The sequence below is a fragment of the Microbacterium sp. zg-B96 genome, from assembly GCF_030246865.1.
Classification (GTDB): Bacteria; Actinomycetota; Actinomycetes; order Actinomycetales; family Microbacteriaceae; genus Microbacterium.
The window spans coordinates 2735252-2749180 of record NZ_CP126738.1; the positions used below are offsets into that span (position 1 = coordinate 2735252).

15 protein-coding genes are annotated in these 13929 nt (G+C 70.1%); 6 read left to right on the forward strand and 9 right to left on the reverse strand.

The window, feature by feature from the left end; all coding sequences use genetic code 11:
* Positions 1-66: 66 nt before the first annotated feature.
* On the reverse strand, positions 67-3516 hold the full coding sequence (locus tag QNO11_RS12955; protein WP_257507875.1) for an FUSC family protein: 3450 nt from the start codon (positions 3514-3516) through the stop codon (positions 67-69).
* Positions 3513-4229, reverse strand: coding sequence for a YoaK family protein (locus tag QNO11_RS12960; RefSeq protein ID WP_257507874.1), 717 nt, complete (start codon positions 4227-4229; stop codon positions 3513-3515). Before QNO11_RS12960 ends, QNO11_RS12955 begins: the two co-directional genes overlap by 4 nt.
* A 252-nt stretch (positions 4230-4481) precedes the next feature.
* On the opposite strand from QNO11_RS12960, the gene QNO11_RS12965 reads away from it, so the two are divergent.
* Positions 4482-5918, forward strand: a complete 1437-nt coding sequence (locus QNO11_RS12965) for an MFS transporter (protein ID WP_257507873.1) — start codon at positions 4482-4484, stop codon at positions 5916-5918.
* Positions 5919-5958: 40 nt separating this feature from the next.
* Positions 5959-6759 (forward strand): tyrosine-protein phosphatase, encoded by an 801-nt coding sequence (locus QNO11_RS12970; protein WP_257507872.1) that lies wholly within the window; start codon positions 5959-5961, stop codon positions 6757-6759.
* 46 nt (positions 6760-6805) lie between these two features.
* Here the strand turns inward: QNO11_RS12970 and QNO11_RS12975 are convergent, their stop codons facing one another.
* The 6 genes from QNO11_RS12975 to QNO11_RS13000 all read right to left on the reverse strand — a co-directional run bounded on the left by QNO11_RS12975 (position 6806) and on the right by QNO11_RS13000 (position 8632).
* Positions 6806-7105, reverse strand: coding sequence for a Dabb family protein (locus QNO11_RS12975; protein ID WP_257507871.1), 300 nt, complete (start codon positions 7103-7105; stop codon positions 6806-6808).
* The gene (locus QNO11_RS12980) at positions 7102-7359 is read right to left on the reverse strand and encodes a glutaredoxin family protein (protein WP_257507870.1); all 258 of its coding nucleotides are present in this window, start codon (positions 7357-7359) and stop codon (positions 7102-7104) included. Before QNO11_RS12980 ends, QNO11_RS12975 begins: the two co-directional genes overlap by 4 nt.
* A gap of 1 nt (position 7360) precedes the next feature.
* Positions 7361-7654 (reverse strand): rhodanese-like domain-containing protein, encoded by a 294-nt coding sequence (locus tag QNO11_RS12985; protein WP_257507869.1) that lies wholly within the window; start codon positions 7652-7654, stop codon positions 7361-7363.
* A gap of 78 nt (positions 7655-7732) precedes the next feature.
* Positions 7733-7831 carry a 30S ribosomal protein bS22 gene (locus QNO11_RS12990; protein WP_003792170.1) on the reverse strand — a complete coding sequence of 33 codons (99 nt, stop codon included), beginning with the start codon at positions 7829-7831 and terminating at the stop codon, positions 7733-7735.
* An 80-nt stretch (positions 7832-7911) separates the two neighbouring features.
* A complete protein-coding gene (locus tag QNO11_RS12995; RefSeq protein WP_257507868.1) occupies positions 7912-8103 on the reverse strand; it encodes a helix-turn-helix domain-containing protein in 192 nt (63 codons plus the stop codon).
* A 124-nt stretch (positions 8104-8227) separates the two neighbouring features.
* The gene (locus tag QNO11_RS13000; protein ID WP_257507867.1) at positions 8228-8632 is read right to left on the reverse strand and encodes an ArsR/SmtB family transcription factor; all 405 of its coding nucleotides are present in this window, start codon (positions 8630-8632) and stop codon (positions 8228-8230) included.
* Positions 8633-8699: 67 nt separating this feature from the next.
* On the opposite strand from QNO11_RS13000, the gene QNO11_RS13005 reads away from it, so the two are divergent.
* Together QNO11_RS13005 and QNO11_RS13010 are read left to right on the forward strand one after the other, a co-directional pair.
* Positions 8700-10142, forward strand: coding sequence for a TrkH family potassium uptake protein (locus QNO11_RS13005; protein WP_257507866.1), 1443 nt, complete (start codon positions 8700-8702; stop codon positions 10140-10142).
* Positions 10135-10806 (forward strand): potassium channel family protein, encoded by a 672-nt coding sequence (locus tag QNO11_RS13010; RefSeq protein WP_257507865.1) that lies wholly within the window; start codon positions 10135-10137, stop codon positions 10804-10806. Before QNO11_RS13005 ends, QNO11_RS13010 begins: the two co-directional genes overlap by 8 nt.
* 6 nt (positions 10807-10812) lie before the next feature.
* Here the strand turns inward: QNO11_RS13010 and proC are convergent, their stop codons facing one another.
* Complete coding sequence (proC, locus tag QNO11_RS13015) at positions 10813-11646, reverse strand: pyrroline-5-carboxylate reductase (RefSeq protein ID WP_257507864.1); 834 nt, start codon at positions 11644-11646, stop codon at positions 10813-10815.
* 138 nt (positions 11647-11784) lie between these two features.
* On the opposite strand from proC, the gene QNO11_RS13020 reads away from it, so the two are divergent.
* Both QNO11_RS13020 and QNO11_RS13025 read left to right on the forward strand, forming a co-directional pair.
* Positions 11785-12900, forward strand: coding sequence for an alpha/beta fold hydrolase (locus QNO11_RS13020; RefSeq protein WP_257507863.1), 1116 nt, complete (start codon positions 11785-11787; stop codon positions 12898-12900).
* A 23-nt stretch (positions 12901-12923) separates the two neighbouring features.
* On the forward strand, positions 12924-13883 hold the full coding sequence (locus tag QNO11_RS13025) for a cation diffusion facilitator family transporter (RefSeq protein ID WP_257507862.1): 960 nt from the start codon (positions 12924-12926) through the stop codon (positions 13881-13883).
* Positions 13884-13929 lie beyond the last annotated feature (46 nt).

Below are 13929 nucleotides of genomic sequence, written 5' to 3' on the forward strand. Positions count from 1 at the left end.
CGTGAGACCACAGCTGGTCGCCGAGACGTTGGGAATTTCCCACGGTCTCGGCGACCAGCTGTCGTTTCAGCGGGTGGAGGGCGGGGCGGCGGAGGTCAGGGTCGCGGCGGTGGTGCCGGGGGCGACGGCGTCGATCAGGGCCAGCAGGGCCTGATTCAGCCGGGTCAGCTGCAGCGACACCCGCGCCGCCGCTTCGGATGCCACGGCGAAGTCCTCCGCCGGATGCAGTCGCTCGGGGAGCCGCCCCGCGAGCACGTCGCGCGCGGCCTGTACGTTCTCGTCGGTCGCCTGCACGAGCGCACCCCAATCCGCAGCCTCCGGCATCGACGGGTGGATGCGGGTCACGGCACGGCCAAGGCGACGGGCGTAGTACAGCGCCGACCACAGCGCCGTCAGCTGAGCCTCGATGCCATCCGCACGCAACGCGCCCGGATTGCGCCGGACGGGCTTGGCGAGCTCCTCCAGCTGCATCATCAGCCGGCCGAGCTGGCTCTCCCGCTCCGCCCGCGCGTCCCGCTCGAGCGCGACACCGCCTACGAGTGGTGCCAGCTGGTCCTGGAGGAGCGCGCCGGTCTCGTCGAGGATGTGGCCCATGCTCGCCACCACGCGCGTACCGGTGCGGGTGGGCAGCACGACGGCGGCGATCACGGCCGCCACGACCGCACCGATCGCGGTCTCCACCAGCCGGATCTGCACCGTCTCGACATCGAGGGTGCCCTGCAGGTCGTACATCGTCGCCAGCATCAGGGTGACCCAGAAGCCCATCCACGCCGGGGCCACCGACCGCGACAGCGTCATGAAGAACACGCTCACGATCAGCAGCGGAAAGGCCCAGAGCGCGCTGTGCCCCGCGACGATCGCCAGGCCGAAGGCGATGCCGGAGCCGGCCATCGTCGCGACGATGCGCTGAATCGCCTTGCGTCGCGTCTCACCATCGGAGTCGCTGATCACCCGGAACGCCGGCATCGCCGCCCAGTACTGGTGACTGGTGGACACGAGGCTCCCCAGGAATAGCGCGAGGCCCGTGGCGAACCCTGCCTGCACCGCCTGCCTGTCGCTGGGACGCAGCCCACCGGCCTCCGCCGCCGGGGCGGCATGCGCCGTCGATCGTGCCGCGGTAGCCTCCGTGGTGGCGGCGCTATCCGTGGCGACGCCTTCCGTCGTGGCGGCGCTATCCGTGGCGACGCCCTCTGTCTCCGCGCCGCGCGGGCCGCCGGAATCCGCCTCGCCGGTCCCATCGTGGGCGAGCTGCAGCAGCCGCAACCCGTCGACCGCTTCGAGGAGCTCGACCGTGGCGAACAGGATGCCGCGCACCTCGGGAGCAAGTCCGTGCGGCGGCTGCCATGGCGCGCGCCGCACCGGGGGTGCCGTACCCGACGCGCCGTCCCGGAACGTGCTCAGTTCGAGACGCACCGCCACGAGATCGGCCGCCAGCCTCGCGCGTTCCTCCGGTGTGATCGAGGTACGCGACACGACCGGCAGCAGCGCCTGCAGGTTCTCCGCCGCCAACTGCACGTCGAACACGCGGATGCGCAGTGTGCGCGCTCGCTCGGGCGACATCTGCGCGGGCGTCAGCCTGTCGATCGGCCCGCTGATCTGGTCGACCGTGCGCTCCAGCGCCGCACGCTCGGCGAGGAGCGCGCGCACCAGCCGCCGGTCGGTGCGGCCGGTCGACACGAGATCGACCATCGTGTCCACGAGCACCCCGACGCGCTCGTAGAGGGCGGCGATCCCGCCGTCGAGCTGACGGGGGACGGTGGGCTCCGGGATGGTCTGCGCGAGCCAGGCGGCCGCGAGTCCCGCGACGGCGCACGCCAGCGTGCTGAGGATCGCGCCGGGGGTGAGACCGATGAGCAGGCTGAAGTAGAACGTCACGAACCCCAGTTGCGCCAGCGCCGTCAGTCGGCGGAATCTGCGCAGCCACACCGCCACTGCCGCCACGATCGCCATGGCGACCGCGATGGCGACGGGATCTTTCGGCAGCAGGCTGCCGAAGGTGATCGCGAACGCGACCGGGATGACCGCGACCGCCGTCGCTGCCAGCCGCGCCCGCGCCGTCGCGCCGGCGGCCACCGAGGGCGTGGCGAACAGCGCGATCATCGCGGCGATCGTTGCGCTGCCCGTGGCGGCCACCGACATGACGTTCGTCGCGATCGCCGCCAGGACGACCGCCACCGCGACGGCGGCAAGACTTCGCAGCGCATCGGTCACCCGCACCCGGCCGGGATCGATGAACAGCAGCTGCCGCCGCACCCAGGCCGTAGGTCCGAAGGGACGCCGACCGCTGCCGGAAGGGTCTTCGCCCGGTGCCGGGATGATCGGCACCCGGGGGCCGGTGATCGCGGCCGGCAACGGTGTGCCGGGCGTACGGTCGAGGGCGCCCGCGCCCGCCGTGGCGGCGAGGCCCCGGTAGACGGGCTGGTAGTCCAGGTCACGGCTGACGGCGGCCAGCAGCGTCTGCGCCTCGACGTCGAACGCGAGCCACTGCGTGTAGCGACGGTGGGCGTCGTCCGGGTCGATGGTCCCCGACGAGCGGACGAGCGCGGCCGCACGTCGTTCCACGGTGAGGAACCGCAGCACTCCGGGGTCGATGCTGCGCCTTCGCCCCGGTTCCCGAAACGCCGCCACCTCTTGGGCGAACTGCTCGACCCGCACCGGCGCGGGAGCCGATGGCACGGGGACGCGCAGCATCCGCCGCAGCCGTGACTGCAGCTCCTCGAGGTGATCGGCCAACGGTACGAGCGCCGGTTGCGTTGCGGCCGCACTCGCCGTCGGCATCCCCCAGCGCAGCGCCCCGACCACCCCCGCCGTCATGTACAGGCTGAACGGCAGGGAGACCTGATCCCGTCCGCTCTGGAGGTAGTACGCCAGCGGGTTTCGGCCAAGTCCAGCCGAGTAGGCGCTCAGCGGCTCGATGATCGAGCCGAGCCACGGATCGAGACGGCGCGGCCGGCCATCGGGAAAATACGGCGCGAGCACGTCGATGGGGTCGGGGATGCCGCGCCCGGCCCGGAAGTAGCGCGCCGACAGGGTGCGCAGCGCCCGCCCGACCCCGGCCACGCCGGAGACGAACGCCAGGACGAGCACGCCCACCAGCACGGCGACCACCGCCTGCACGACGGCGATCACGAGCAGCGCGTCGTCGTCGCCCGTACTGCCGCGGACGAGCTGCGACGCGGGCCACGCGCCGAGGTACAGCGCGTGCGCATAGTCCGCGTCGGCATCCCGTGCGGCGAGCATGGCGCCGAAGTAGATGAGGCTGAAGCCGGCGATGATGCCACACACCCACCACACGATCGCCGTGACCATGAGCAGCGAACCCGCCTGGCGCAGGGCGGCCGGCCGCCGTGCGCGCCGCAACCGCCGCGTCACTCCGCGCAGCAGCACCCACTCACCGCGCACGAGACGGTTCACGACGGGGCCGCCGGCGTCGGCGTCCAGCACGGTGACCAGCGCGTCACCCAGTGTCACCAGCACCAGAAGCGCCCCGCCGAGGAGCCATGCGGTCGCGCTCACAGCCGATCCCGGGAGCGGTGTCCCACCACCGCGGCGGATGCCGCGACGATGCTTGCCACCAGAATCCCGACAGCGAATGCGTCAGCGGCGAGAACACCCCCGACGGCGGCACCCAGCCCCATCAGCACGATCGCCAGCATCCGGCGCAGCACGCCGAGATCGCGCAGGCCCACGCCGAGGAAGAGAGTCATGCCCAGCCCCACCGTCGTACTCGAAACCGCGACCGTGATGATCTGCGACACCGCCACCTGCACCGCTGCCGCCCCCTGCGCCCCCATCGCGAACGACAGCACCGCCGTCACCGTGAAGGCGGATGCCGCGAACCGATGAGGCGGCCAGACGGCGGTCGCCGCCGCCACCAGCATGAGCAGGACGGCCACGCCCGCGACGACCGCGGTCGTACGTGACGTCCATCTCGGCGGTTCACCCCGTCCGATGCGACCGGCCACGGCAGCACCCAGCAGGAACCAGCCGAGCGAGAACAGCGCCGGCCCCCAATCGGTGCCGCCCGCACCGACCGCCCCCATGCTCAGCAGCAGCACGTTCCCCGACATGTTCGACGTGAACACGCCGTTCAGCGAGATCCAGCTGAGGGCGTCGACGATCCCCGTCCCGAAGGTCAGCGCGAGGAGACACCCGACATGGACACGCGACACTCCGTGACCCTGCGGATCGTCGTCGAACCACGTCCCTTCGAGAGAAGCCGCGCGCATGACGTCTCACCGAACGGGGTGCGGCACCGCGTGCAGGTGGCTGCCCCTCGAGCGCTCGACGTCGGTCATGCGGGCGAGCTTAGGTGGCCCCGGAGACGGCGGACAGGGGGGTTGACACACCCCTCGTCCCCGCGCCGCGGTAAACTCGAATTCTGCCTGCGCACAGTCGCAGGGTGGCCGACCGGGGTTCCTCCGGCGGTCCGAGGCTAGAAACCTCCGGCATCTCTCACCCAGACCCCCGGAGGTTTTTCTATGTCTACACCCATGTCCGGGCGCACCCGTTGGTGGGCCCTGGCGGTCCTCTCCCTCACGCAACTCGTGGTGGTGCTGGACGGCACGATCGTGAACATCGCACTCCCTCAAGCCCAGATCGCGCTCGATCTGACCGACAGTGCGCGGCAGTGGGTGGTGACCGCCTACGCCCTCGCGTTCGGCGCGCTGCTGCTGCTCGGTGGCCGCATCGCGGACTACTGGGGCCGCAAGCGCACCTACATGGTCGGCATGGTCGGCTTCGGCCTCGCGTCACTGTGGGGCGGGCTCGCGCAGTCCGGCTTCGAACTCATCGCCGCCCGCGGCCTGCAGGGCGTCTTCGCGGCGCTGCTGGCACCGGCAGCCCTCGCCCTCCTGACAGTCACGTTCCCGTCCGGCCGCGACCGCAACACCGCCTTCGCCGTGTTCGGCACCGTGGCCGGTGCCGGCGCCGCCGTGGGGCTGGCGCTCGGCGGTGTGCTGACGGAGTTCCTCAGCTGGCGGTGGTGCCTGCTGGTGAACATCTTCTTCGTGATCATCGGCATCGTCGGTGCGCTGCTGTTCCTGCGCGAATCCAGGGCCGAAGGCGACAACCGGTACGACGTCTGGGGCGCCGCCACCGTCACGCTCGGCCTCGGCTCGCTGGTGTACGGCTTCAGCCTCGCCGAGCACGGCTGGGGCAGCCCCTCGACGATCCTCTTCCTCGCCGTGGGCGTGGCGCTCATCGCACTGTTCGTGTGGATCGAGACGAAGGTGGACCAGCCGCTGCTGCCGCTGCGCGTGGTCACCCACCGCGTGCGTGCCGGCGCGTTCCTGATCCAGGCCGTTGCCGGCAGCGTCATGATCGGCGCGACGCTGTACCTCACATTCCACCTGCAGCTGGTGATGGGCATGTCGGCCCTCGAGGCTGGGCTTGCGAGCCTGCCGCTGCCGCTGGGGACCATGGTCACCGCGCCGATCGTGACGAAGCTGCTCGCGCGCATCGGCGCGCGTCCGCTGATGATCACCGGCCCGATCGTGGTGGCAGCGGCCCTGCTGCTGCTGTCGCGCATCACCGGCGGCGCGTACGCCGTCGAGGTGCTGGCCCCGCTCATCGTGATGGGTGCCGGTATGGCGTTCATCTTCGTGCCGCTGCAGAACCTGGCGCTGGCCGGCGTCCCGGCGCACGATGCCGGTATCGCCTCGGCCACCGCCAACTCGGCGATGCAGATCGGCGGTTCGATCGGCCTGAGCGTCTTCACCGCGATCTACGCCTCGGTCGTCGGCCCGCACGGTGCCGGCCTGCCGCCGGCAAGCGCCCTGATCGACGGGTACAGCGCGGCGTTCATCGCGGCTGCCGTCGGCATGGTCATCGCCGCAGTCATCGCGATCGTCTTCATCCGCGGCCCCCGGCACGAGATGATCCCCGGCAGCGGCGCGGCATCGGTCGCGCACAGCTGACCCGACGCAGCTGCCGCATGCGGCGGGTTAGGCTCGCCGCATGCCGCAGCGCCTGGATGGAACCGTCAATTTCCGCGACACCGGCGGGATGCCGCTGGCATCAGGTGGCACCACCCGGGAGGGCGTGCTCTACCGCTCGGATGCCCTGAGCGGCCTGACCCCCGAAGGCCTGGAGCAGCTCGCCGCGACCGATATCGACGTGATCGTCGACTTCCGGACGCCCTTCGAGCAGCAGATGGCCCCCGACCGGCTGCCGGCCAGCCGCACGTTCCGCACTCTCCAGTTGCCGCTGCTCGAGGGAGCACTCACCGCGCTCGCCCAGCAAGCCATGCAGACCGGCCAGCAGGCGGGGAATCCGGATGCCGCAGCGCGGGCGATCGGCGATGCACTGGAGCGGCTGCCGACACTGGGCACCCTCTATCTCGGGATGCTGCAGCACGCGGCATCCGCGTTCGCCGAACTCGCCCGCGCGATCGCCACGCCGTCCGCCGGCAACGAGGCCGTGCTGGTGCACTGCACCGCCGGCAAGGACCGCACCGGGGTCGCCATCGCGCTGATCCTGGACGCCGTGGGCGCCGAGCACGACGCGATCGTCGCGGACTACACGCTGTCCGAGCGCAACCTCGTCGGGCCGTGGGCGGATCGCATGCTCGGCACCGTGGCTGCCATGGGCGTGCCGCTGACCCCGGCGCTGACCACCCTGGTCGCGGGGTCACCGGCATCCGCCATCGAGGAGGCCCTCGCGTGGGTCCATGCCCAGGGCGGCGCGGCGGCATACCTCGGCACCGGCGGCCTCACCGACGACGAACTCACAGCGCTGCGCGCACGCCTGACGGCCTGAACGCCCGCCGTTCGAGTGTCAACTGCCACCCGAACGCGCGGCGGCGTCAGATCTCGAGGTCGACGGCCACGCGGTCGGAGCGGATGCCGCCGATGAACGCGGCGACCTCCTTGTGCGCGGGGTGCTCCTGGTAGGCATCGAGGCCTGCGACGTCGTCGAAGTCCGCGACGAGGGCGAGCTCCCAGTTGCCGGGGAGGTCGAGCGCGTTCGCGCCGGCGCTCATCGAGCGCAGCGTCGGAACGACACCGACCAGCGCCTCCAGCCGGCGGCCCGCCTCGGCGGCCTGCTCGGTGCGCGTCGCCGCGTCGTCGGCGGCGAGCTTGAATGCCACGATGTGACGGATCATCCGGGGACCTCCTCGGTCAGCGCCGCGCGCAGCCGGTCGGCCGAGACGCGCCAGTGTGCGTGCAGCCGGCCGTCGACGAGGACGACCGGGATCTTCTCCCACCACGCGTCGTACAGCGCGGGGTCGTCGAGGATCGACCTCTCCTGCACCGCGACGCGGTCTTCGGGGAGTTCGGCGACGACGGTCTCCACGATCTCGCGCGCGACGTCACACAGGTGACAGTCGGGCTTGGAGATCAGGGTGATCGTGGTCACGTCAGTGCTCGATCGGGAAACCCGCCGCGACCCAGTCGCTCGTGCCGCCGTCGACGTTCGTCGCGTCGTAACCGCGCTGCGTGAGCGCGGTGACGACCTGACCGGAGCGGCCGCCGACCTGGCAGATGACGTCGAACGGCTCGTCAGGGAGCCGGTCGAGCTGGTCGCCCAACTGTGACATCGGCAGGTTGATCGCCCCCGGCACGTGGCCGGCGGCGAACTCATGCTCTTCGCGCACGTCGATGAGCGGCGTGCCTTGGCGCTCCCGCAGCTGCTGAACGGTGATCGACTTCATGACACTCCTTTCGGCGGAACACGAAGCGCCCCCTGCGACGCGGTCATCGACCGGTCGGGGGCGCTTAGTGGATGCCGCTTACTTCTTGTTGCGGCGCTGGTGGCGAGTCTTGCGAAGCAGCTTGCGGTGCTTCTTCTTCGCCATGCGCTTGCGACGCTTCTTGATGACAGAACCCACGGGAACCTCACTATGTCGGGGGTCTGGGCGCGGTGGTACCACGCCCAAGATCGGGCAAACGGAAAATGCCTCGTGCCAGTCTAGCCGACGTCGGCGATGGGACGTTGCAGGGCCTCGAGGACGGCACTCTCGGGGACACGGTAGCTGCGACCGAAGCGCACGGCGGGCAATTCGCCGGCGTGCACCAGGCGGTAGACGGTCATTTTCGACACGCGCATGAGGTCGGCGACCTCAGCGACCGTCAAGAACCGCATATCAGGCAGCTCAGCCATGGTTTCCCCCTCACGCTGTGGTCACTCTAGAGCGAACGGGCGACGCGTGTAAACAGGTGTGACCGGTGGTGCAGATGGGACCAGCGCGTGCTAGTCCCATCCCGACCGCGGAGCCCGGCTTCGGTCAGCGGCCGGGGATCTTGTTGAACACGCTGGTGAACGCGTGCTTGGCGGATGCCGCGGCCCGGCCGACCGCGTCGGCCGCCTGCGCCGCCGAGTCGTTGAGGGTGTGCGCGCCGTCGTCGGCCTCGTCTTCGAGCAGGAACGGCACGAGCCAGTCGTCCACCGCATCCAGGGGCGCCGTGGACAGGCTGTAGTAGCGGTGCTGCCCCTCCTCGCGCACGGAAACGAGCTCGGCTTCGCGCAGCACCTTCAGGTGCTTGGAGACCGTCGGCTGGCTGACGCCGAGGTCGTGCACGATGTGCGAGACGCTGGTACCACCACGCTCGCCGTTGGACGCTCGGTCGAGCAGAAGCTGCAGGATGTCCCGACGGGTGCCGTCGGCGATCACGTCGAAGATATCCGCCATGGGGATAGGTTAGCGGCGGCCGTGCGGGAGTACCATGACACGGATCCAAGAGCGAGGGGGACGCCGCATGACGGGGCACACCGTCGGCACGCGTCTGCGGCGCCGCACCCTGGCCGGACTTCGTTCGGCGTGGGACGAACTGCGGGCGTTGACCACCTCCTCCCCCGCCCGGTTCGCCGTGCTGATCTTCGTCGCGCTCATCCTGGTGTTCACGGCGCTGTACTCACTCCCCGCCGCTGCGGCGGACGGGAAGCGCACTGCACTGGCCGACGCACTGTTCACCGCGGTGTCGACGATCTGCGTGACGGGCCTGTCGACGGTGAACATGTATTCACACTGGTCGCCGCTGGGCCACGTGATCACCTACATCGGCGTGAACGTCGGGGCACTGGGCGTGCTGACGCTCGCGTCGATCCTGGGACTGGTGATCTCCAAGCGCCTGGGGCTGCGCGCCAAGCTCATCGCCGCCGGTGACAGCAACCCGCTGCGCGCACACGGCGGCCCCGTCAACGAGGGCCAGACGGTGCGGCTGGGGGAAGTCGGTCAGCTGCTGGCCACGGTCGCACTTTCCACGCTCATCATCGAGGCCGCGCTGACCGTCCTGATCTACCCGGCACTGATCATCGCCGGCATCGACCCGGTCGCCGCCCTCTGGGAGGCGCCCTACTACGCGGCGATGTCGTTCACGAACACCGGCTTCGTTCCCAATGCCGAGGGCCTGGCGCCCTTCGCGGACGACTACTTCCTGCTCACGGTGCTGATGGCCGGCGTATTCCTGGGGTCGATCGGATTCCCGGTGATCTTCACGCTGTGGCGGCACACCTGGCACGTGCGGCGCTGGTCGCTGCACGCCAAGCTCACTCTCATCACCACCATCGTGCTGTTCTTCGCCGGCGCGGTCGTGTTCGTCGGACTGGAGTACCTCAACCCGAAGACCTTCGGGTCGATGGATGCCTGGGACACCGCGTTCCAATCGCTCTTCCTCTCGGCGATGACCCGCTCCGGCGGATTCTCGCTGATCGAGATCGGCGAACTGAACGGCTCGTCGCTGTTGGTCGGCTCGATGCTCATGTTCGTCGGCGGCGGGTCGGCGTCCACGGCGGGTGGCATCAAGGTGACCACCCTCGCGGTGCTCGCCCTCGCGGTGTGGTCCGAGGCAAAGGGGCGCCAGTCGGTGGAGGTTTTCGGCCGGCGCATCCCGAGCGACGTGCAGCGGGTCGCGCTGTCGGTCGTGGCCTGGGGCGCGACGATCGTGGCGGTGTCGACCATCACCATCGCGCAGATCACCAAGGCGCCGGTGGAGCTGGTGCTGTTCGACGTCATCTCGGGCTTCGCGACCGTCGGCCTGTCGACCGGCCTCACGGCGGAACTGCCCGACTCCGCGATCTACGTGCTGGCGGCGACGATGTTCATGGGCCGCGTTGGTACAGTGACTCTCGCGGCTGCGGTGGCTGCCACGACACGTTCGCAGCTGTACTCGATGCCGGTGGAAAGGCCGATCGTTGGTTGAGCAGATCCGGGGCGATGCCCCCGTCCTCGTCATCGGCCTCGGCCGCTTCGGCGCCGCGTGCGCCGGCGAGCTGGACCGCCTGGACCGTGAGGTGCTCGCGATCGACGCGAACCTCGAGCTGGTGCAGAAGTGGTCCGAGCGCGTCACCCACACCGTGCAGGCCGACGGCCGCAACATCGACGCGCTGCGGCAGGTGGGCGCGCAGGACTTCCAGGTGGCGATCGTCGCGACGGGTTCGTCTATCGAGGCATCCGTGCTCATCACCGCCAACCTCGTCGACCTGAAGATCCCGCAGATCTGGGCCAAGGCGGTCTCGCAGTCGCACGGCAAGATCCTCGCCCGCGTCGGCGCGAACCACGTCGTCTACCCGGAGCGTGAAGCCGGCGAGCGCGTCGCGCACCTGGTGAGCGGGCGGATGCTGGACTTCATCCGGTTCGACGACGATTTCGTCCTCGCCAAGATGTACCCGCCGAAGTTCATCCGCGGCGTGGGTCTGAACGAATCCGGCGTGCGCACCAAGTACCGCGTGACGGTGGTGGGTGTGAAGAGCCCCGGCAAGCCGTTCCGCTACGCCGAGGCCAACACGGTGGTCACCAACCACGACCTCATCATCGTGTCGGGCACCAACTCCGACATCGAGCGGTTCGCCGGACTCGACCGCTGACCCGCGTCAGGATCCGGCGGCCAGCTCCCGGGCCCGCGCAAGCGCGGCATCCGTCGCCGTCGTGAACAGGTCGTCCAGGCGCGCCTCCGCCAGCACGGCGACGGCCCGTTCGGTGGTCCCGTTGGGGCTGGTGACCTGACGGCGCAGCTCCGCCGGCTCCTCGCCGGACGCTTCCAGCAGTGCCGTCGCGCCCAGGAACGTCTGCTCGACCATGAGCCGGGCGGAGGCCTCATCGAAGCCCTTCGCGACGGCGGCCTTGGTGAGTTCCTCGATCAGCAGGAACACGTACGCCGGTCCCGACCCGGAGATCGTCGACAGCGCGTCGATCTGGTCCTCGGGAACCTCCACGACTGCGCCCACCGTCTCGAACAGCCGGCGCACCAGCGCGACGTCGTGGGCGGTCGCGGTCGTGCCGGCGGCGAGGCCGGTCACGCCCTTGCCGACCAGCGCGGGGGTGTTCGGCATCGACCGCAGCACCGCGACGCCGTCGCCCAGGATCTGCTCGAAGGTCGCGACGGTGACGCCGGCGGCCAGGCTCACCACGATCGTCCCGGGCCGCAGGTCGCCGGAGATCTCGCGCAGCAGATCCGGCACCATGCCCGGCTTCACGCCGATGAGGACGATGTCTGCGGATGCCGCGGCCTGCACGTTGCCATCCGGATTCTGCTCCAGGGCGACGCTCGTCACCCCGGCGAGGTCTGCCAGCTTGGCCGCCTTCGCCGCGGTGCGGTTGGTCACCGTGACCGAGGGTGCCAGGCCCGACTTCACCAGACCGTGCAGCACGGCCCCGCCCATCGAACCGGCACCCAGGATCGCGACAGCAGGCAGCGCAGAAGTCATGCATCCATCCTTTCAGACGTGCCGCGAGAGGGATTTGCGACGGCCGGGTGCCATCGGTGGTCACCGGGCACGCGGCTATAGTGACGAGCACGGGAACGGCCCCGGAGGCCCTCTCACCGAGCAGACGAAGGACTCATCATGCAGACCCTCCTCGACGGGATCTCGGCGCGGCTCATTGAGACGCCGCGCCTGACGGTCAACATCCTCGAGCGCATCGCAGACGATCCCGCCACGCCCGCCGACCGCACCGTCGTTTTCGTGCACGGCAACGTGGCGTCGAGCCTGTTCTGGCAGGAGATCATGCAGGATCTGCCCGGCGACCTGCGCCCGATCGCGGTGGATCTGCGCGGCTACGGCGACACCGATCACGAGCCGGTCGACGCCACGCGGGGCGTCCGTGACTTCAGCGACGACGTGCACGCGACGCTCGAGGCGCTGAACCTGCCGGCGACGCACCTGGTCGGCTGGGGAATGGGCGCGGGCGTGGTCATGCAGTACGCGCTGGATCACCCGGTGCTCTCCCTGACCTTGGAGTCGCCGGTCTCCCCCTACGGATTCGGCGGCACCCGCCGCGACGGCAGCCGGCTGACCGCCGATGATGCCGGCTGCGGGGCGGGTACGGCCAACCCGGACTTCGTCGAGCGGCTGACCGCAGGCGACAGCAGCGATGAGGCATCCACGTCTCCGCGCAACGTCTTCCGTTCGTCCTACGTGGCCCCCGGGTACCGCACCGAGCACGAGGACGTGTGGGTCGCGTCGATGCTGAGCACCTCCACCGCCACCGGCAACTACCCCGGTGACAGCGTGCACAGCGACAACTGGCCCGGCTACGGGGCGGGTCCCATCGGCGCGCTCAACACCGTGGCGCCGCGGTACTTCGACGTCTCCGGCATCGTGGACCTGGAGCGCAAGCCGCCGATCCTGTGGATCCACGGCACCGCGGACGTGGTCGTCTCGGATGCCTCGTTCTCCGATGTCAACCAACTGGGGCTGCTGGGCATCGTGCCGGAGTGGCCCGGCGTCGACGTGGCGCCGCCGCAGGAGATGGTTGCCCAGACCCGCGATGTGCTCGGTGCCTACGCCGACGCCGGGGGCTACGTGGTCGAACTGGCGCTCGAAGATGTCGGGCACACCCCCCACCTGGAGCGCCCGGCGGTGTTCCGCCACGAGCTGCTGGCCGCGGTCGGCTACATCGGCCGCCCGGCGAACCCCGCCCCGCCCACCGAGGCCATCGTCATCGCCTCCTCGGACTGAGCGAAGACGTCGGAGGGACGGCCGTGAGCGCATCGGGTGGCGGAAAGGCGATCGTCGCGGCGCTGCTCGCGAACGTCGGGATCGCGCTGGCGAAGTTCGTCGCCTGGCTGCTGTCGGGTTCGGCATCCATGCTCGCCGAGGCGATCCACTCGGTCGCCGACAGCGGCAATCAGCTGCTCCTGCTGCTGGGCGGGCGGCGGGCCAAGCGCGACGCCGACAGCGAGCACCCGTTCGGCTACGGCCGCGAGCGGTACGTCTACGCCTTCGTGGTGGCGATCATCCTGTTCTCCGTCGGCGGGCTGTTCTCTATCTACGAAGGCATCGACAAGCTCACGCACCCGCACGAGCTGGAGAACGTCTGGGTCCCGCTGACGGTGCTGGTCATCGCGATCGTGCTGGAGTCGTTCTCGCTGCGCACCGCGGTGCGCGAGTCCAACCACGTGCGCGAGAAGGGCACGTCGTGGGTCGCGTTCGTGCGGCGGGCCAAGGCGCCGGAGCTGCCGGTCGTGCTGCTCGAGGACCTCGCGGCGCTCACCGGCCTGGTGTTCGCACTGTTCGGGGTCGGCATGGCCGCGATCACCCACAATCCGGTCTTCGACGCGATCGGCACCCTCATGATCGGGGCGCTGCTGATCCTCGTCGCCATCGTGCTGGGAGTGGAGACCAAGAGCCTGCTGGTCGGGGAGGGCGCCACCGACGCCGACCACGACCGCATCGTCGCGGCGATCGAAGGAAGCCCCGGGATCGAGTCGCTCATTCACATGAAGACGCTCTACCTGGGTCCCGACGAGTTGCTGGTCGCCGCCAAGGTCGGGTTCGCGTCCGACAAACAGCTCGGCGTGGTGGCCGCGGACATCGACGACATCGAATCCCGCATCCGCGCCGCCGTCCCCGCCGCCCGCGTGGTCTACATCGAGCCGGACATCCGCCGCACGCCGAGTAGCCTGCCCACCAGCGACATCATCGTCACGTCCATCGACTGACCCCGCCCCGCCGCCGAGTGAGTATTCACGCCGCCGAGTGAGTATT

What these genes read in the sequence shown, in the direction of transcription:
- QNO11_RS13020 (WP_257507863.1), top strand. Translation starts at nt 11,785, where the DNA reads ATGCAGACCCTCCTCGACGGGATCTCGGCGCGGCTCATTGAGACGCCG.
- QNO11_RS13005 (WP_257507866.1), top strand. Translation starts at nt 8,700, where the DNA reads ATGACGGGGCACACCGTCGGCACGCGTCTGCGGCGCCGCACCCTGGCC.
- QNO11_RS12965 (WP_257507873.1), top strand. Translation starts at nt 4,482, where the DNA reads ATGTCTACACCCATGTCCGGGCGCACCCGTTGGTGGGCCCTGGCGGTC.
- QNO11_RS12985 (WP_257507869.1), bottom strand. Translation starts at nt 7,654, where the DNA reads ATGAAGTCGATCACCGTTCAGCAGCTGCGGGAGCGCCAAGGCACGCCG.
- QNO11_RS12970 (WP_257507872.1), top strand. Translation starts at nt 5,959, where the DNA reads ATGCCGCAGCGCCTGGATGGAACCGTCAATTTCCGCGACACCGGCGGG.
- QNO11_RS12995 (WP_257507868.1), bottom strand. Translation starts at nt 8,103, where the DNA reads ATGGCTGAGCTGCCTGATATGCGGTTCTTGACGGTCGCTGAGGTCGCC.
- QNO11_RS13000 (WP_257507867.1), bottom strand. Translation starts at nt 8,632, where the DNA reads ATGGCGGATATCTTCGACGTGATCGCCGACGGCACCCGTCGGGACATC.
- QNO11_RS12975 (WP_257507871.1), bottom strand. Translation starts at nt 7,105, where the DNA reads ATGATCCGTCACATCGTGGCATTCAAGCTCGCCGCCGACGACGCGGCG.
- QNO11_RS12960 (WP_257507874.1), bottom strand. Translation starts at nt 4,229, where the DNA reads ATGCGCGCGGCTTCTCTCGAAGGGACGTGGTTCGACGACGATCCGCAG.
- proC (WP_257507864.1), bottom strand. Translation starts at nt 11,646, where the DNA reads ATGACTTCTGCGCTGCCTGCTGTCGCGATCCTGGGTGCCGGTTCGATG.